Annotated in this window: 16 protein-coding genes; 5 read left to right on the top strand and 11 right to left on the bottom strand. The window is 63.2% G+C overall.

The features are described 5' to 3' along the window. Window positions 1-90 precede the first annotated feature (90 nt). Window positions 91-420: a hypothetical protein gene (locus ACU8YE_RS02845; RefSeq protein WP_024975937.1), complete on the top strand. Its 330-nt coding sequence runs from the start codon at window positions 91-93 to the stop codon at window positions 418-420. A gap of 113 nt (window positions 421-533) precedes the next feature. Here the strand turns inward: ACU8YE_RS02845 and ntrC are convergent, their stop codons facing one another. The 4 genes from ntrC to ACU8YE_RS02825 all read right to left on the bottom strand — a co-directional run bounded on the left by ntrC (window position 534) and on the right by ACU8YE_RS02825 (window position 5420). Continuing rightward, window positions 534-2042, bottom strand: coding sequence for a nitrogen regulation protein NR(I) (gene ntrC / locus ACU8YE_RS02840; RefSeq protein ID WP_322016543.1), 1509 nt, complete (start codon window positions 2040-2042; stop codon window positions 534-536). 70 nt (window positions 2043-2112) lie between these two features. Further along, on the bottom strand, window positions 2113-3315 hold the full coding sequence (gene glnL, locus ACU8YE_RS02835; RefSeq protein ID WP_446928051.1) for a nitrogen regulation protein NR(II): 1203 nt from the start codon (window positions 3313-3315) through the stop codon (window positions 2113-2115). A gap of 7 nt (window positions 3316-3322) precedes the next feature. Beyond that, window positions 3323-3847, bottom strand: coding sequence for a DUF4124 domain-containing protein (locus ACU8YE_RS02830; protein ID WP_260802631.1), 525 nt, complete (start codon window positions 3845-3847; stop codon window positions 3323-3325). A gap of 157 nt (window positions 3848-4004) precedes the next feature. Continuing rightward, the gene (locus ACU8YE_RS02825; RefSeq protein ID WP_232042531.1) at window positions 4005-5420 is read right to left on the bottom strand and encodes a 3-hydroxylaminophenol mutase; all 1416 of its coding nucleotides are present in this window, start codon (window positions 5418-5420) and stop codon (window positions 4005-4007) included. A gap of 472 nt (window positions 5421-5892) precedes the next feature. Between ACU8YE_RS02825 and ACU8YE_RS02820 the strand changes: the two genes are divergently transcribed. Then, window positions 5893-6369, top strand: coding sequence for a rhodanese-like domain-containing protein (locus ACU8YE_RS02820; protein WP_232042530.1), 477 nt, complete (start codon window positions 5893-5895; stop codon window positions 6367-6369). A gap of 16 nt (window positions 6370-6385) precedes the next feature. On the opposite strand, the gene ACU8YE_RS02815 is transcribed toward ACU8YE_RS02820, so the two are convergent. From ACU8YE_RS02815 to hrpA, 6 genes are all read right to left on the bottom strand, one after another. Beyond that, window positions 6386-7204: a competence/damage-inducible protein A gene (locus ACU8YE_RS02815; RefSeq protein ID WP_440475853.1), complete on the bottom strand. Its 819-nt coding sequence runs from the start codon at window positions 7202-7204 to the stop codon at window positions 6386-6388. 21 nt (window positions 7205-7225) lie between these two features. Continuing rightward, complete coding sequence (locus tag ACU8YE_RS02810) at window positions 7226-8083, bottom strand: EI24 domain-containing protein (RefSeq protein WP_446928050.1); 858 nt, start codon at window positions 8081-8083, stop codon at window positions 7226-7228. Window positions 8084-8160: 77 nt separating this feature from the next. Continuing rightward, window positions 8161-9135 carry a sterol desaturase family protein gene (locus ACU8YE_RS02805; RefSeq protein WP_414560538.1) on the bottom strand — a complete coding sequence of 325 codons (975 nt, stop codon included), beginning with the start codon at window positions 9133-9135 and terminating at the stop codon, window positions 8161-8163. Between the two features lies 1 nt (window position 9136). Beyond that, window positions 9137-9967 (bottom strand): polysaccharide deacetylase family protein, encoded by an 831-nt coding sequence (locus ACU8YE_RS02800; RefSeq protein ID WP_414560537.1) that lies wholly within the window; start codon window positions 9965-9967, stop codon window positions 9137-9139. 11 nt (window positions 9968-9978) lie between these two features. Beyond that, on the bottom strand, window positions 9979-10974 hold the full coding sequence (locus tag ACU8YE_RS02795; protein WP_446928049.1) for a YVTN family beta-propeller repeat protein: 996 nt from the start codon (window positions 10972-10974) through the stop codon (window positions 9979-9981). Window positions 10975-11089: 115 nt separating this feature from the next. Then, entirely contained in the window at window positions 11090-15082 is a 3993-nt protein-coding gene (gene hrpA / locus ACU8YE_RS02790; RefSeq protein ID WP_446928048.1) for an ATP-dependent RNA helicase HrpA, read from the bottom strand. A 71-nt stretch (window positions 15083-15153) separates the two neighbouring features. Between hrpA and argA the strand changes: the two genes are divergently transcribed. Both argA and ACU8YE_RS02780 read left to right on the top strand, forming a co-directional pair. After that, window positions 15154-16551: an amino-acid N-acetyltransferase gene (gene argA / locus ACU8YE_RS02785; RefSeq protein WP_446928047.1), complete on the top strand. Its 1398-nt coding sequence runs from the start codon at window positions 15154-15156 to the stop codon at window positions 16549-16551. A 107-nt stretch (window positions 16552-16658) separates the two neighbouring features. Continuing rightward, entirely contained in the window at window positions 16659-16934 is a 276-nt protein-coding gene (locus tag ACU8YE_RS02780) for an oxidative damage protection protein (protein WP_004626344.1), read from the top strand. 141 nt (window positions 16935-17075) lie between these two features. On the opposite strand, the gene rpiA is transcribed toward ACU8YE_RS02780, so the two are convergent. Beyond that, window positions 17076-17762: a ribose-5-phosphate isomerase RpiA gene (rpiA, locus tag ACU8YE_RS02775; RefSeq protein ID WP_316868821.1), complete on the bottom strand. Its 687-nt coding sequence runs from the start codon at window positions 17760-17762 to the stop codon at window positions 17076-17078. A gap of 150 nt (window positions 17763-17912) precedes the next feature. On the opposite strand from rpiA, the gene tal reads away from it, so the two are divergent. After that, the gene (gene tal, locus ACU8YE_RS02770; RefSeq protein ID WP_232042522.1) at window positions 17913-18872 is read left to right on the top strand and encodes a transaldolase; all 960 of its coding nucleotides are present in this window, start codon (window positions 17913-17915) and stop codon (window positions 18870-18872) included. Window position 18873 lies beyond the last annotated feature (1 nt).

Below are 18873 nucleotides of genomic sequence, written 5' to 3'. Positions count from 1 at the left end.
TGGGCGTTGCACCGCTTTGCACCATGTGACGGCCTCATAACGGTGCATACGGCGGCAACGCCCTTTTCACGCAATCGACAGGAGCCCTCCATGCAAACAGAGAAACTGCGCCAGCGTTTTGAACATGCGGAAAGCACCATCGCCGAACTGGCCCGGACCTGTGCCTCGCACAAGGACGTGCCCGACTCGTTGAAGCAATCGATCCAGCAACTGGACGACCAAGCTCGCCAATGCCACTCGCGCCTGGAAGGCGCTGAAGATCAGCAGACCTTCGTTGAGGCCATCGACAAGCTCGAAGCCTGCTCCGACCGCGCGAAGATGGCCTGCCAAAACGCCACCGGCAAGGTCGACCACTCCGTGGAATCCGCCGTGATGCGCGCGCATGAAGAACTGTCGCAGCTGAAGCACAAGCTGCACTAAGCGCGGCACGCATTCGCGGCACAAAAAAAGGGCGGACTCCCGTATCGGAAATCCGCCCAATCCCAATCGCCAAGCTCGACGATATTCGGTGGACTGGCCCTGCTGACAGCGCGTCAGTCGAAGCCAAGCTCCTGCAATTTGCGTGTGATGGTGTTGCGGCCGATGCCCAGGCGCGTTGCCGCCTCGACGCGGCGCCCGCGCGTGACACCAAGCGCAGCCTCCAGAATCGCCTTTTCGAAGCGACGCGTAAGCGCGTCCATCACGTCAGGCTGGCCCGCTTCAAGCATGGCCTTGGCCTCACCCGCGAGCGCACGCTCCCACCCTGCGGCGATGGATGCGCCCACTGAAGCGGTTGAGAGCAACGTATCGACCGACGGCGTAACACCGTACGGTTCGGCACCATGCGACGGCTCGCCAATGAATGCCTGGCGCGCCGGGGCGTCGCCCATGGCCGGCAGCATCTGCGCATTGCCCCGCACCAGGTCGGCGGGCAAGTCCTTGGCTTCGATGGTCTGCGCCGGCGCCATCACGGTCAGCCAGTTGCAGAGGTTTTCCAGTTGTCGCACGTTGCCCGGGAACGGCAGCGTAGCGATATGCGCCAGCGCATCATCCGACATACGCTTGGGCTCCACACCCAGCTCCTTGGCGCTCTTCTGCAGGAAATGGCGTGCCAGCAGCGTGATGTCTTCCGGGCGTTCACGCAGCGCCGGCAAGCGCAGACGGATCACGTTCAGGCGGTGAAACAAGTCCTCACGGAACAGACCGTCCTTGACGCGCGTTTCAAGATTCTGGTGCGTGGCCGCGATGACGCGAACGTTGGCCTTGAGCGGGTTGTGACCCCCCACACGATAGAAATGCCCATCCGACAGCACGCGCAGCAACCGCGTTTGCAGATCGAACGGCATGTCGCCGATTTCGTCGAGGAACAGCGTGCCTCCCTCGGCTTGTTCGAAGCGACCGCGGCGCATGGTCTGTGCGCCAGTGAAGGCGCCACGCTCATGGCCGAACAGCTCGGATTCGAGCAGGTCTTTCGGAATCGCCGCCGTATTCAGCGCGATGAAGGGGCCGCTCGCGCGCGGGCTGTGCTTATGGAGCGCCCGCGCCACCAGTTCCTTACCCGTGCCCGATTCGCCGGTGATCAGCACCGTCACGTTGGACTGCGACAGCCGCCCAATCGCGCGGAACACGTCCTGCATGGCCGGCGCCTGACCGAGAATCTCAGGCGCATCGCTCAGGCGATCGTCGATTTCCTCTTCGCGCAGGCTCTCTTCCAGCGCGCGGCGGATCAGCTCGACCGCGCGATCCACGTCGAACGGCTTGGCGAGGTATTCAAACGCGCCACCCTGGAACGCCGCCACGGCGCTGTCCAGATCCGAATACGCGGTCATGATGATGACCGGCAGCCCAGGGTGCTTGGCCTTGATGGCCTGCAGAAGATCCAGCCCCGAGCCGCCCGGCATGCGGACGTCGGAAATCAGGACTTGCGGCGTTTCTTCGTCGAGCGCGTTGAGCGCATCGCGCACGTTGGTAAAGCTGCGCGAGAGCAGGCTCTCACGCGCCAGCGCCTTCTCAAGGACCCAGCGGATGGATTGATCGTCGTCGACTATCCAGATTGGCTTCATGTGTTGGTTCGTCTGCTTGACTTCGTCTCGCCTGGGCCGACTCGTGCTGCGTTGTTGAAGCTGCGACGCTTCAGTGCAGCGGCACGAGAATGCGGAAATCCGTTTGACCCGGCCTGCTCTCGCATTCGATCAGACCATCGTGCTGCTGCACGAACGTCTGCGCGAGTGTCAGGCCCAGCCCACTTCCCCCCTCCCTTCCGGACACCAGCGGGAAGAAGATTCGCTCGCGGATGTCGTCCGGGATACCAGGACCGTTGTCCACTACATGCAAGTCCAATGCCAGCTTGTAAAGACGTTTTGCAATCGTAACTTTGCGTGCCACACGGGTGCGCAGAATGATTTCGCCGTCGCCCTGCGCAATGCGAGGGCCCAGCGCATGCGCCGCGTTGTGAACGATGTTGAGCACGGCCTGGATGAGCTGCTCCTTGTCGCCTCGGAATTCCGGCAGGCTCGCGTCGTAGTCGCGCACGATCCGCAAGCCCTGCGGAAATTCCGCCAGCACCACCGAGCGCACACGCTCCAGCACCTCGTGGATGTTCACATCGCCCACGATATGCGGATGCCGGTGCGGCTCCAGCAGGCGGTCGACCAGCGTCTGCAACCGGTCGGATTCCTTGATGATCACCTGTGTGTACTCGCGCAGCGAGCGCTCGGGCAGCTCGAACTCCAGCAACTGGGCCGCGCCGCGAATGCCGCCCAACGGGTTCTTGATCTCATGCGCAAGGTTGCGGATCAGTTCTTTGTTGGCGGAGGTCAGGTCGAGCAGACGCTCTTCTCGCTCGCTGCGGATCTTCTGCTCGTTGGGCAGCAGCTCAAGCAGCACCGAACCGGGCGCAAAGTCGAGCGCCCCCACCACGGCGTGCGCGTGCAGCGGCTCATGACCCACACGGTCGAGCGACACGTCGCGCCGCTTGGCGTCGAACTGACGCGCTGCCACGGTGGCGATCATCTCGGCCAGCTCCGACGGATCGGCAAACAGCTCGTACAGCGACATCTCCACCAACTGGCGGCGGGACACGGCCAGTGCGGCTTCAGCGGCAGGATTGGCGTAGAAAACCGTCAGCGCCGGATGGCGGACGAAGAGGATGGGATTGGGCACCGCATCGAGCCCAGGGAACGACGGCGGTGCACCATGTGAGAACGGAATCAGCGGCGGCCCGTCGATGGGCTCGCCTACGGAGACTTCCAGCCCGGCGGCGGAGGCTGACGGCGCGGATGGCGTCGTCTGTTCCTGTTCATCGCGGCGTGCCGCTTTGCGGATCAGTCGACGCATGGTTCATCTAGTCCTTGAGGTTGCCCAGCTCCCGGCGGATGGAATCGACATTGGCCTGGCTGCGCTCGATGTCGCCCTTCAACTGCGCGGTGCGGTCCAGATACTTCTGATAGTTACGTTCGTTGCCCTGGCGCTCGGGCTGACCGTTGTTGTATTCGGTCTTCAACGCCTGGAGCTTGCGCTCCTCGTCTGCCAGCTCGGCCTCCAGCACCTGGCGGCGTTCGCCATCACGTGCCTTCTGCGTGGCGTTGTCCACGCGGGGGAAACCGCCGCCTGCATTGTTTTGAGCCGGTGCGGGCGCGGCTCCTGCACTGCGCGGGCTGCGTGTACCGGGGACGGTCACCACATCGGGCAGCGTCAACTTCTTGCAGCCTTTCACGTTGCCGCTGTTGCGGTACTCCGGCACGCCGTTCGGGCCGGTGCACAGATAGACATCATCGGCGTACGCGGGCGCCTGCACGGACAGCGTGGCAAACACCGCCGCAGCCGCGGCAAACAGTCCGGATGCGATGCGTGGGGAAGGACGGAACATGAATGGAACCTGGCGGATACGTCGATCGGGCGCCGGAGTCCGGCGGACGCTCATTCTAGCCACAAAACTCCGCTCATAAAAAGGAAGGGCGACCTGCGCCGCCCTTCCTCTCACAACCGTCTCTTCGCCCCGACACATTGCCCGGGGCGCTCACAGATTACAGCGAGTAGTACATCTCGAACTCGAGCGGGTGCGTCGTCATGCGGAAGCGCGTGACTTCTTCCATCTTCAGTTCGATGTAGGCGTCCAGCATGGCGTTGGAGAACACACCACCGCGGGTCAGGAACTCGCGATCCTTGTCCAGGTACTCGAGGGCCTGATCCAGGCTCGAGCACACGGTCGGGATCTTTGCGTCTTCTTCCGGCGGCAGGTCGTACAGGTTCTTGTCTGCGGCTTCGCCCGGGTGGATCTTGTTCTGCACGCCATCCAGACCGGCCATCATCAGTGCCGAGAAGCCCAGGTACGGGTTCATCAGCGGATCCGGGAAGCGCGTTTCGATACGACGACCCTTCGGGTTCGCAACGTACGGAATACGGATCGAAGCCGAGCGGTTGCGTGCCGAGTAAGCCAGCTTGACCGGAGCTTCGAAGCCCGGCACCAGACGCTTGTACGAGTTCGTACCCGGGTTAGTGATGGCGTTCAGCGCGCGAGCGTGCTTGATGATGCCGCCGATGTAGTACAGCGCGAATTCCGACAGACCGGCGTAGCCGTTGCCTGCGAACAGGTTCTGGCCGTCCTTCCAGATCGACTGGTGAACGTGCATGCCCGAACCGTTGTCGCCCACGACCGGCTTCGGCATGAACGTTGCGGTCTTGCCGTAGGTGTGTGCGACGTTCTGGATCACGTACTTTTGCAGTTGGGTCCAGTCGGCGCGTTGCACCAGCGTGCTGAACTTCGTGCCGATTTCGTTCTGGCCTTGGCCTGCCACTTCGTGGTGATGCACTTCAACCGGAATGCCCAGCGATTCCAGGATCAGGCACATTTCCGAGCGCATGTCTTGGAACGTGTCGATCGGAGCAACCGGGAAGTAGCCGCCCTTCTTGCCCGGACGGTGACCCGAATTGCCGTGCTCGAACTCCTTGCCCGACGACCACGGAGCTTCTTCGGAATCGATCTTCACGAAGCAACCCTGCATGTCGATGTTCCAGGTCACGCCGTCGAAGATGAAGAATTCGGGTTCCGGGCCAAAGTAGGCGGTGTCACCCAGGCCGGTGCTCTTCAGGTAGGCCTCAGCACGCTTGGCGATCGAGCGCGGGTCGCGGTCGTAGCCCTTGCCGTCCGACGGCTCGACCACGTCGCAGGTCAGGACCAGGGTCGGCTCTTCGTAGAACGGGTCGACGTGCGCGGTGTTTGCATCCGGCACGAGCAGCATGTCCGACGCTTCGATGCCCTTCCAGCCGGCGATCGACGAGCCGTCGAAAGCGTGGCCGCTTTCGAACTTGTCTTCGTCGAAGTGCGAAACGGGGACCGAGACGTGCTGCTCCTTACCCTTGGTATCGGTGAAGCGGAAATCGACGAACTTGACGTCGTTTTCCTTCACGAGCTTCATCACGTCTGCAATGCTTTGGGACATGCCATTCTCCTGGTAGCGCAATAACGCAAAGTATTGTGAGCCGGTTGTGTGACGGATCGCTGCACATCGGCCGCAATTCGTCCTCACTCCGAAACATCTTCTTTCCAGCAAGGTCGTCCGACATGAACGGACGCCCCCGAAAAAGACCGCGGGAATCTTAGCAGAAACTATGCCAATTCCGGTCCGACATCGGGCATGCACTCCCGCAAACAGTGCAGCGCCGCGCCAGCCCATGCCTGACACGGTGCGCGCGTCCCGCCAATCCGGCCGGCCCCATGTTCGCGCTGCCCCGCTGAAGGAGCTAAGGCTGTCCAAGCAGCATAGTCAACGCACACAAACAGTGCATATCACCCCAAGCAGCACTATTTGTGTGCACAAAGACTGTGCGCGCACCATCTCGGGGATTTTCACCCGCGCCATGTGACGGCGGCGCTAAAATGGTCATTTACCCTTTCACTCGCTCCTGCCCACCATGACTGCCACCACGCTGACCCGCGAGTCCCTGCTCGAGGCTGCTGCCGCCCGCCGCGAGGCAGACCAACTGCCGTACTTCGGCGCACTGTCGCCGCAAGAGGCTGCCGCCCTATTGGCCGCCGACCCGCAGGCTCGTCTAGTGGACGTGCGCACGCGCGCCGAGCTCGACTGGGTCGGCACACCGGACATCTCGCCAAGCCAGTTCGTGCATGTGGAATGGAATCAGTATCCGGGCGGCGTACGCAACACCAACTTTCTGAGCGCGCTGGAAGCTGCCGTTCCAAAAGATGCGCCGGTGCTCTTCCTGTGCCGCAGCGCTGCGCGCTCCAAGCACGCGGCGGCAGCGGCTGCGCAAGCAGGCTATGCGGCAGCGATGGATGTGCTGGAAGGCTTTGAGGGCGCCAAAGACACCGAAGGCCATCGCAAGACCGTGGAAGGCTGGTGCTTCCGGGGCCTGCCCTGGCACGGCGCCTGAGGCACGCTGCTGGGCGTCAGGACGCCGCAGGGGCGTCCGCCTCGAAAATCTCGCCACCCAGCGCCAACGCGCCCTCTCGCAACAACAGATAGGCGCGCGCCACAGCGTCCGGTGAGCCCTTAACGCCCAGGTCGATGTGCGAGCGGGCATAGCGCTCGCCGCGCGCTGCATCGCCCACACTGGGCAGACTGAAGACTTTCACCCCATCGAACTCAGCTTCGATGCGCTCCATCAGCGGCGTGAGCCGCGACTCCGGCAAGCCGAACACCAGGAACGAGCGCTCCTCACGCGGCGCGCGGTGGAATTGATCGGCGTAATAGGTGTCAAGCACCCACTCCATCATCGGCCACGCCATCACCGGAAAACCCGGCATGAAATGGTGATGCGCCACCGAGAATCCGGGGATACGGTTGTAGCTGTTCGGGATGATGCGCGCGCCCCGCGGAAATTCACCCATCTTGAAGCGGTGCTGGTTTTCAGGCGTGGAGACATCGGCCTTGACCGGGTCACCGTTGGCCGACTCTGAAATGCGCAACGTGATCTGCTCGCGCGCTTCCGGATGCAGCTCCAATGGCACGCCCAGCGCAGCAGCGGCGCATTGGCGCGTATGGTCATCGGGTGTTGCGCCGATGCCGCCAGTGCAGAACACCACGTCGTCGCTGGCGAAGGTCCGCTTGAGTACGCTGGTGATGCGCGCGGGCTGATCGCCGACATACTCGGCCCACTCCAACGCCAGGCCACGCTCGCCGAGCACTTCGATCAGCTTGCGCAGGTGCTTGTCTTCGCGGCGGCCGGAGAGAATCTCGTCGCCGATGATGATCATGCCGAAAGCCATGTCAGTTCCGATGGTTTCTAATTATTCGCGAGGCAATTCAATCGTAGTGACCTCGATCTCGATGGCCTCGACCATGCGCGCAGGCGGCGCTTCAGCACGAAGGCGCGTGAGTGCGCGCAAGCAGAAATGGCCGAACCACAGCGCCGAGAAAATGAAGATCAGCACGTACAGCCAGATGACGGCGATGGCGATGATCGGGAACAGCACAATCGTCACCACCGACGATACCCACAGCAGCGTGGGCGCCGAGCCCAACATGCCAACGGCCACGCCGATACCCAGAAGCGGCAGCCGGTAGCGCTGCATGATCGCACGACGCTCTTCGACCGTCGCGTGGTCAGCCAACGCGTCGTACGTCATCAACCGGTACGTGAGCCACCCCCACAACAAGGGTGGAATCAGTGCAAAAAACGGGGGAATCAGCCACAGCGGCAGCGTGACGACGGCCACCAGGATGACCACAAGCGTGCATAGCAGCGCATGCGTCAGGCTGCCCAACACCGAGCCGCCCTTGCGACGCTCCAACTGTGGATAGCTGCGATCAAGAAAACGCATGACCACCGGCACGGACGCCACGCTCACCAGCACCAGGATCGACACGACAATCACCGGCACCAGCAAGGTGATCACCAGCAGCGGCGCGATGGCCGACCACAACCCGGCCATGCCGATGGCGTTGAGGCCGCTCTTGATCCAGCCCATGAAGGCCCAGCCTTCCACGGCGTTGCGGGCCATGCCGTTCATGGCATCCCAGCCGAAATACAGCACCCCGCCCCAGACAACGACAGCCACGACGAACGGCATGACGGTCAGGAACAGCATGCGCGGATGCAGTTGCGAGAGCAGCGCCCGGCCAAATGAGCGAATCAGGTCGTTCATGCAGAAATCGGGAATTCAGGGAGCGAACAGCCTAGCACAGCGCGCAGAAACGACGCTGGCGCCGCCGCACGTGCGCTTTACGCTCGGCCGAGCAAGCGCTTGAGGCCGAGCCACTGCTGACGCAGCACGCCGCGTCCGTAGTCTCGCGAGCGCCCTTGCGGTGCGGGAAGTTGATCGCGGATACCGGTGGCGTGGTACTCCGGCGAGAAGATGGCGGTGCCGAACAGCATGTCCCACCACGGGAACAGCACGCCAAAATTGCAGCCACCCAGCACGCCGGGCTTCCCCGGCACCTCATGCCCCAGCCCGATGGCGTGATGCATCCGATGAAAGCGCGGCGAGATCAGCAGCCGGTCGCCCAGCCAGCCAAAATGCAACCGCACGTTGGCGTGCTGCAGGCTTTGCAGCAACTGCGAAATGGCGACCAGCAGCACGTACTGCGAGGGCTCTACCCCAATGACCAGTGCCGCAACGGCAAACACCGCGCCGCGCAGCACATCGTCGAGGATGTGGTTGCGGTCATCAGACCACAGCGTCATCTGTTGCTGGCTGTGATGCAGCGAATGCAGGTTCCACCACCAGTGAAATTTGTGTGAGAGGCGGTGGTACCAGTAGTCGAGCAAGTCGAACATCACCAGATAGATCAGAAAGCTGACGATGGAAACCGACGTGACGCCTGGCCACCAGTCTTCAACGTTCAAATGCGCCCAGCCCCAGAAGCGCAGCTTGCCGTCGAGGTGGTCGATCAGCGGCTGCAGCGTGAAGAACAACAGCAGCGGAAAGAATCCCAGGCGGTGAAACAGCGTGTAGAAGATGTCGGCGCGCACGGCCTTGCGGTCGTGCATCGGCTCCACCGGGCGCCAGCGCTCCAGCGGGCGGAAGATCAACAGCAGCACAGCAATCTGCACCAACCCCATCAGCAGCCATTCGGTGCCGGGGTACGCATCTTCAACGTAACCACCCAGGCCGATGGCATAGGTGATCGGCATCACGACGTGCTGGAAGAGCACATCCTGGGCTAGCGTGAAGGTGTCGGCAATCCAGTCAAACATGTCAGCGGGCCGCCGTGTGTGCCGAGTGAGCAGCAAACCAGGCTTTGTACTGCGGATGATCGCGCAGCGTGGCAAAGCAGAAACCCTTGCGCTCCAGACCGGTGATCAGCGGCTCCAGATCCGCTGGCGCCCACGCATCCTTACGCGACCAGATGCCCAGATGCGCCATGGTGATGTCGCCGTCGCGCAGACTGGACAGTGCCTTCTGCAACAGCGCATCGTTCGGGTAACGCTCGGACGGCAACTCATCGCCCAGAAAACCGGCGGACGCCCATGCCACGTGGGCAAACCCGCATTGCTTGGCCCAGGCCTCGGTCGTTGCCGAAAGATGCCCACCCGGCGCGCGCCACAGCGGGTCCATCGGCTGACCGGTCATGGCCTTGAAGCGCTCGGCGCTGTGTTTCAGTTCCGCACAGAATTCAGGCTCGCCCCACACGACATTACGGCCGCCCTGCTCGCCAAACTGCGGGCGGAAGCGGACCTTGCCCACGCCCGCCTCGCCCTTGTAGTAGACGTGGTCGAAGGTGTGCGTACCGAAGGCGTGACCATCGGCAGCAAGCGATTTCCAATACGGCGCCCAGCCGTCATCCAGCGTGCTGTCGCCGTGGATGGTCTTCTCGTTGGCAAGGAAGAACGTGGCGTGGATGCGATGGCGGCGCAGCGTGTCGGCAATCAACTGCGCCTGGCTCATGCTGCCTGTGTCGAACGTCAAATAGACGGTGCCTTTGCACGCGCCGGCATTCACCCCACCGGGCGCAGCCGTGGCCAACGCGCACAAACCCAGCGCCGCCGCAGCAGCGACCGTGCGCAACATCGACAGGCCGGATTTCATCGTCGCAATACTCAAATCAGGGGAGCGCGTGTGCGGAAGTAAATGCCATGGGGCGAGCGCCCCACCTTGATCTCTTCCACCACCTTGCGGCTTGCCACGTCGACGATCGCCACGCGCTTGGCCCAGCGGCAGGTCACCCACAGCTGTTTGCCGTCGGCGGTCAATTCCATGTCATCGGGGCCAGGCGGCAGGCCGGTAATGTCGCCCACCTTGGTCAGCGTTTGCTGATCAATGATGCTGATCGTGCCCGACACGCGGTTCGACAGGAACAGGTGACGCTTGTCGCCCAGCGCGCGGAAGTTGTGCGCGCCCTTGCCGGTCGGGATGCGCTTGACGCTGGTGCGGTTGTGCCAGTCGATCACCTCGACGTAATCCGCGCCGGTCATGCCCACCAGCAGGTATTTCTGATCGGTCGTGACCCACACACCGGCCGGCGCGGAGCCAATGGTCATGCGCCACATCACGTTCTGCGTAGGCAAATCGATGGCCATCACCTCGTTGGAATCCTGCAGGGTGACGAACGCGATCTTGCTGTCGGCAGTGAAGGCAATGTGGCTGGGCGTCTTGGCTGCCGGAATTTGCTTGGCGATGGTCAGCGCGTGGCCGTCCCAACGGTAAATATCAACGCGATCCAGACGGTTGCCGGTCGTCAGAAACCACTTCTGGTCCGGCGAGAAGCCGATCTGGTATGGGTCGTCGATGTGCGGAACACGCTGCTGAATCTTGCCGGTCACGGGATCGAGGAATACCAGCTCGTTGCCGACGGCGTTGGCGACGATCAACGATTTTTCGTCCGGCGTGGCGATCAGGTGGTGCGGCTCCTTGCCGATCGGAAACGTCTCCAGCACCTTGCGGGTGTCTTTATCGATCAAAGAGACGCTTGCGTCGCCCGAATTGAGCACGGTGACGACTTCAGCACGCGCCGCATGCGCTGCCATCAAAGCAGCGGCCGAAAGGATAAGCGTGGAAAACCAACGGGAGGCAAACGAGGCGCGCAAGGCAGACATATCGAGAAGATTCAGCAACTTAGCCAGCCATTTTAACGCTCGCATTTACGCCATCGCTGACACAAATCAAAAAAAGAAAGCGGGAACTTTCCCCGCTCCCGACAACGCATTCCAGCTATCGCTGCATTGATTCCCACACCTTCTGCAGCCGCTTGACCGACATCGGCACCGGCGTGCGCAGCTCCTGTGCAAACAGGGCGATGCGCAACTCCTCCAGCATCCAGCGGAATTCCTCCATGCGTGGGTCGTTACCGCCCTGCCCTTGCACACGCAAGGCCTTTTCCGCGCGTTGGTATTGCTGGATGAGCGGCGCCATCTCCTGCATGCGCTGCGTGTCGCGGGCGGGGTCAGCCTTGAGCTTGTCGATGCGCAGGGCGATGCCCTTCAGGTAACGCGGGAAATGCGTTAATTGCGCATACGGCGTCGCCTCGATAAAGCGCTTGTGCATCAGCGTCTTGAGCTGCGCGTCGATATCGGCGGTGGCGGCGGCAAACGGCTTGGCGATCTGCAGCTTGCGCGGCAGTTGCGCATATTCGGCAAGGATGGCGCCGACCAGCCGCGCAATCTCCTGTGCCAGCAACGTCAGGCGCGCGCGGCTTTCGTCCTTGCGGGCACCGAAGCTGGCGTCATCGGTGGGCAGCGGGTCTTGCAGGCAGGCACGCTCCAGCGTGGCATCCAGGATCTGGTCGCGCAAATCGTCCTGCGTGCCGAGGTTCATGAACTGGATCGCCATCTGCGACAGGCCCGGGATGTTCTTTTCCAGATACTTCAACGGCTCGCGCAGCTGAATTGCAAACAACCGCCGCAAGCCCAGGCGATGGATGCGCGTGGCTTCCGCCGGATCATCGAAGACTTCTACATCGCAGTGATCACCGGCATCAACGAGTGCCGGATACCCGAACAGCGTCTGGTTGCCTTTGCGGACCTCCAGCAGTTCCGGCAACTGGCCAAAGCTCCATGTCGTCAGGCCCGAGTAAAGCGCGGCGTTTGACGGCGCTTCCGACTTGGCCGCCTTGCCGGGCCTCGCACTGTCGCTCTGAATTCCGGCCACGGAAGCGTCCTGCGCGGCGATCGACTGGAATGTCTGCTGCGCGCGTCCGCCCAGCTCCGCGCGCAACTGGGCCAGATTGCGGCCCATGTCGAGCTGGCGGCCGTGCTCGTCGATCACCTTGAAATTCATGAAGTGATGCGCGGGCAGCGTTTCGAGCTTGAAATCGGCACGCTTGAGCGCGATGCCGGTCTGCTCGCGCACGTCGGCGATCAAGCGGTCGAGCAGGTCGCCATCGCCCAACCGCACGCGCGAGACGAATCCGGCGGCGTAGTCCGGCAGCGGCACGCAATGGCGACGCAGCTTCTGCGGCAGGCTCTTCAGGAGCAGATGCACCTTCTCCTTGAGCATGCCCGGCACCAGCCATTCGGTGCGCTGCACGGGCACCTGGTTGAGCGCATACAGCGGCACGGTAAGCGTTACGCCGTCGCGCGGACTGCCGGGCTCGAAGTGGTACGTCAGCCCCATGTCGATACCGGCAATGGGCAGCACCTTCGGGAACAGGTCAGTCGTGATGCCGGCCGCTTCGTGCCGCATCAGGTCATCGCGATTCAGGTACAGCAGCTTCTGGCCGCTTTTGCCGCCCGCGCTGGCGGCTTCGGCATACCAGCGCTCGAACGATACGGTGTTGTAGATGTCCGCCGGAATCTGGCTGTCGTAGAACGCGTAGATCAGTTCGTCGTCCACCAGCACGTCTTGTCGGCGTGACTTGTGTTCGAGGTTTTCGATCTCGCGCACCAGGCGCTGGTTGTGCGTGAAGAACGGCAGACGCGTTTCGAACTCGCCATCGACCAGCGCGCGGCGGATGAACATCTCGCGCGCTTCCTTCGGCTGCATCGGCCCGAAGTGCACACGGCGCTGCTGATAGACCGGCAGGCCGTACAACGTGCCGCGCTCAAAGGCCATCACCTGCCCGGCCTTCTTTTCCCAGTGCGGATCGCTCCACGACACCTTCAACAGGTGCGCGCCGACCTTCTCCACCCATTCCGGTTCGATGCGTGCCAGCGTGCGGCCGAACAGGCGGCTGGTCTCGATCAGTTCGCCACCCACGACCCACTTGCCCGCCTTGCGCGCAATGACCGACCCCGGCCAGAGGAAGAACTTGATACCGCGCGCGCCGAGGTATTCGCGGCCTTTCCCATCCGCCTCTTCAATACGCACACCGATATTGCCGAGCAGCCCCGTCAGCAGCGCCAGGTGCAACTGCTCATACGTCGGATCAGAGTCATTGAGTTTCCAGCCCTGCTCCGCCACCGTGGTGTGCAACTGCGAATGCACGTCGCGCCACTCTCGCAACCGCACGTGCGACAGGAAGTGCGAGCGGCACTGATCCTGCAGCTGCTTGTTCGACTTCTTGTGTGCGACAGCCTCTTCAAACCACTTCCACAGCTTCACCCAGCCGAGGAACTCCGATTTCTCATCGGCAAACTGGCGATGCGCCTGATCAGCCTGCTGTTGCAGTTCTTGCGGACGCTCGCGCGGGTCTTGCACAGACAAGGCGCTCGCGATGATCAGCATCTCGCGCAGGCACTGGTGGTCGCGGCCAGCCAGGATCATCCGCGCCACGCGCGGGTCCAGCGGCAGGCGGGCAACCTGCTTGCCCAGCGGCGTCAGCGCGTTTTCCTCGTCGACAGCACCGAGTTCCTGCAAGAGTTGATAGCCATCGGCAATCGCACGACCCAGCGGCGGCTCGATGAAGGGGAACTGCTCGACCTCCGTCAGCCGCAGAGCTTTCATGCGCAGGATGACCGCGGCCAGCGACGAACGCAGGATTTCCGGATCGGTAAAACGCGGCCGCGCGATGAAATCCGCCTCGTCATACAGGCGGATGCACACGCCATCGGCCACCCGGCCGCAACGACCGGCGCGCTGGTTGGCCGCAGCCTGCGATACCGGCTCAATCTGCAGTTGCTCGACCTTGTTGCGATACGAATAGCGCTTGACGCGCGCCAGCCCCGTATCGACCACGTAGCGAATGCCCGGCACCGTCAGCGAGGTCTCGGCCACGTTGGTTGCCAGCACGATGCGGCGCGCATTGGATGGCTTGAAGACACGCTCCTGCTCCTGCACGGACAAGCGCGCAAACAGCGGCAGGATCTCGGTATGCGCCGGATGGTGCTTGCGCAGCGCCTCGGCCGCCTCGCGAATCTCGCGCTCGCCCGGCAGGAAGATCAGCACATCGCCCGACCCTTCGCGGGCCAGTTCGTCCACCGCATCGACAAGGGCTTCGTAAAGATCGCGCTCCTTGTCTTTCTCGTCGCGCTGAATCGGCCGGTATCGCACTTCGACCGGATACAACCGGCCGCTGACTTCAATGACGGGCGCCGGCCCCTTGGGGCCCGCAAAGTGCTCGGCAAAGCGCTGCGCGTCGATGGTCGCCGAGGTGATGATCACCTTCAGGTCAGGGCGGCGCGGCAGAAGCTGCTTGAGATAGCCGATCAAGAAGTCGATGTTGAGGCTGCGTTCATGCGCCTCGTCAATGATGATCGTGTCGTAGGCGCGCAGCAGCGGATCGTTCTGCGTCTCCGCCAGCAAGATGCCGTCAGTCATCAGCTTGACCGATGCACCCGCCGACAGCGTGTCGTTGAAGCGCACCTGGAAGCCCACGTGCTCGCCCACCGGCGTGCCGATTTCCTGCGCGATGCGCTTGGCGGTAGACGTTGCGGCAATCCGGCGCGGCTGCGTATGGCCGATCAGGCCGGTACCGCCCGCGCCAATGCCTCGCCCGATCGACAGGCAGATCTTCGGCAACTGCGTGGTCTTGCCTGAGCCGGTCTCGCCCGAGACGATCACCACCTGGTTGGCGGCGATGGCCTGGGCGATCTCGTCGCGCCGGGCCGACACGGGCAGCGCTTCAGGAAACGTAATCGGGGCGACGCGGTTGGCACGTGCGCGGCGAGCCTCCAGCGCCGCGGCCAGTTCTTCCGGCGTGGGCTTTTGGCGGCGCTGCGAGCGACCATTGCCGCCGGGCTTGCGCTCGGGCGGCGGCGTGTCTTTCGGCGATTTCGGGGAAGGCGCCGCCGGGCGTGGCCGGGGCGGCTGGGCGTGGGAATCTGACATCGGGCGGGATTATAATCCGCGCATCTTTCCTACGCCGGCCCGCGCCCCGTGCCGCTTTTCCTCCTCCGTCCGTGACCGCTCGCTCCTCCGCCCCCGCCTCCGGCGTTTCGCTGGCGGCGCACACGCCCGCCCCAGTCGACGTCGCGCCGATTCCGCCCACGCCCGAACAGCAGCAGTTTGTGGACTGGCTGCGCGAGGTGGCGCCTTACATTCATTCCTTCCGCGACAAGACGTTCGTGATCGGCTTTGGCGGCGAGCTGGTCCAGGCCGGCATGCTGGGCGCACTCGTCAACGACGTCGCGCTGTTGCATGCGATGGGCATGCGCATCGTGCTCGTGCACGGCTCGCGCCCGCAGGTGGAAGAACAGCTTGCCCTGCGCAACGTGAAAACCCAGTTCGTGGATGGCGTACGCGTAACGGACGCAGCCGCGCTGGAATCCGCCAAGGAGGCTTCCGGCGAACTGCGCCTGGATATCGAAGCCGCCTTCAGCCAAGGTTTGCCGAACACGCCGATGGCTGGCGCACGCATGTCCGTCGTATCGGGCAACTTCGTGACGGCGCGGCCGGTGGGCATTGTCAACGGCGTGGACTTCCAGCACACGGGGCTGGTGCGCAAGATCGATGCGGAGTCGATCCAGCACTCGCTGTCCAACCGCAAGATCGTGCTGCTCTCGCCGCTAGGCTTTTCGCCCACGGGCCAGGCGTTCAACCTGTCGATGGAAGACGTGGCCGCCAACACCGCCACCGCGCTCAAGGCCGACAAGCTCATCTTCATCACAGAGCTGCCCGGCATCATGGACCGCGTGGGCAAGCTGCAGCAAGACCTGTCGATGGAAACCGCCATCGAACGCCTGCGCGACGGCAGCCTGTCGCACGACACGGCGTATTACCTGCAGCACATCGTCAAGGCGATGCGCGGCGGCGTGCGCCGGGCACACGTGATTCCGTTTGCGCTGGACGGCAGCATCCTGCTGGAGCTGTTCCTGCACGACGGCGTGGGCACCATGGTGTCGCACACCGATCTGGAATACCTGCGCGAGGCCACGCTGGACGACGTCGGAGGCATCGTCTCGCTCATCGAACCGCTCGAGGCAGACGGCACGCTGGTGCCGCGCGAACGCCGGCTGCTGGAGCGCGACATCGCCAACTTCTCGGTCATCGAGCACGACGGCATCATCTTTGGCTGTGTCGCGCTGTATCCGTACCCGAAGGACGGCATGGCCGAAATGGCCTGCCTGATCGTCTCCCCAGACAGCCAGGGCACCGGCGACGGCGAGCGCCTGCTCAAGCACACAGAAGTGCGCGCCCGTGCGCTGGGCCTCAGGCGGTTGTTCGTCCTCACGACTCGGACGGAACACTGGTTCCTCAAGCGTGGCTTCGTGCGCGCGAGCGTGGACGATCTGCCGGAAGACCGCCGCAAGCTGTACAACTGGCAGCGGCGATCGATGGTGCTGATGAAGAAGCTCTAAACCCTTGGCGCGCGTCGTGGAATCCTAGCCCGGCGGCGCGCGGCCTTTACAATAGCGGCACCTGCGTCGCGCTCGAGCGGCGCTCCCGCCACACAAGAGGAATCCCCATGGCCCGCATGGTCCACTGCGTCAAGCTCAACAAGGAAGCCGAAGGTCTCGACTTCCCGCCCCTGCCCGGCGAACTGGGCAAGAAACTCTGGCAAAGCGTCTCGAAGGAAGCCTGGGCCGGCTGGCTCAAGCACCAGACCATGCTGATCAACGAAAACCGCCTGAACATGGCGGACTCGCGCGCACGCCAGTACCTGCTCAAGCAGACCGAGAAGTACTTCTTTGGCGATGGTGCAGACGAGGCCGCCGGCTACGTGCCGCCGCCCTCGGCCTGATCTGTCGTTACCAATAAAAAGCCGTTCAGCGCAAAACTGAACGGCTTTTTGTTTGGGCAATGCCGGCTCAACGCGCCGCAACGACCACAAAAAAAGCCGCCCATTTGCATGGGCAGCCTTTCGACAATGCGCGAACAGCGATCAGAAATCGCGACGCTGCACACCCGCTTCGGTCCCCAGCAGCAGCACATTGGCGCCGCGCTTGGCAAACAGGCCGACTGTCACCACGCCCGGAATATCGTTGACGATCGATTCCAGGCCCTTCGGATCGGCAATGCGCAGGCCCACCACGTCGATGATCACGTTGCCGTTATCGGTCTTGTAGATCTGGCCTTCCTTCGTCATGCGCAAACGCGGCTGACCGCCCAGCCCAGCAAGTTGGCGGGCCACGGCCGCACGTGCCATCGGCACCACTTCCACCGGCAACGGGAACGCACCCATCGTCTCAACCAGCTTGCTGCCATCGGCGATGCAGACAAACACGCTGGCGACCGACGCGACGATCTTTTCGCGTGTGAGCGCACCGCCGCCGCCCTTGATCATGGCGCCCGAGGCGTCGATCTCGTCAGCGCCGTCCACGTACACGGGAATGGCATCGACCTCATTCAGATCGAGCACCGTGAAGCCGTGCCCCTGCAGGCGGCGCGTCGAAGCTTCGGAACTGGACACCGCGCCGGCAAAGCGCGCCTTGTGCGGCGCCATGGCGTCGATGAACAGGTTGGCGGTCGAGCCGGTGCCGACACCCAGCACGGCGCCCTCGGGCACGTTGGCCAATACGTAATCTGCTGCGGCCTGCGCCACCAGCGCCTTCAGTTCATCCTGCGTCATCGCAAAAACTCGGTCGGGATCGGAAAACCCAGTAGTGTACCGGATCAATTCGATGGCTCTCGACCGGCTGGCGGAGGCAAACCTGCGGAGTACAATCGATTCACCTTTCCACCTCCAGCGCAACGCTGGAACGCACTTCGGACTCGCTTCATGACTCAGCTCGATCAACTCAAGCAGTTCACCACCGTCGTCGCCGACACGGGCGATTTCCAGGCCATGCGCGCCTTCGCGCCGCACGATGCGACGACCAATCCGTCGCTGATTCTCAAGGCCGTGCAGAAGGCCGAGTACCGTCCGCTGCTGGAACAAGCCGTGCGTGACGCCCGCAGCGACAGCGTGGAGGACATCATCGATGCCGTGCTCGTGGCATTCGGCTGCGAGATCCTGTCGATCATCCCGGGCCGTGTGTCGACCGAGGTCGATGCCCGCCTGTCGTTCGATACCGAAGCGACGGTCGCCAAGGCCAAGCATTTGATTGCGCTGTACGAAGCGCGAGGCGTGGCGCGCGAGCGCGTGCTGATCAAGATTGCGTCGACGTGGGAAGGCATCCGCGCGGCGGATCAACTCCGCGCCGAAGGCATCCGCTGCAACATGACGCTGCTGTTCTCGCTGGCCCAGGCGGTGGCGTGCGCGGAAGCGGGCGTGCAGCTCATCTCGCCGTTCGTCGGCCGTATCTACGACTGGTACAAGAAGGACGCCGGCGCAAACTGGGATCCGATCGCACAAGGCGGCGCGAACGACCCCGGCGTGCAGTCCGTCCTGCGCATCTACAACTACTACAAGAAGTTCGACTACCCGACCGAAGTGATGGGCGCGAGCTTCCGCAACATCTCGCAGATCGTTGAACTGGCCGGCTGCGACCTCCTGACCATCAGCCCCGATTTGCTCGCCCAGCTGCAGCAGTCCGACGCGCCCGTCGAACGCAAGCTCTCTCCGGACAATGCCAACGCCGCCAACATCGTGCGGCTGCCGGCTGACGAGCAATCGTTCCGCTGGCACATGAACGCCGATGCCATGGCCACCGAAAAGTTGGCCGAAGGCATCCGCCTGTTTGCGGCGGACGCGGTCAAGTTGGAAGCGTTGATTGAGCCGCTGCGCGTGGCAGCGTAAG

Source organism: Ralstonia sp. VS2407 (assembly GCF_052950655.1).
The sequence above is the reverse complement of the archived record's forward strand: the minus strand, read 5'-3'. Positions and strand labels throughout refer to the sequence as shown.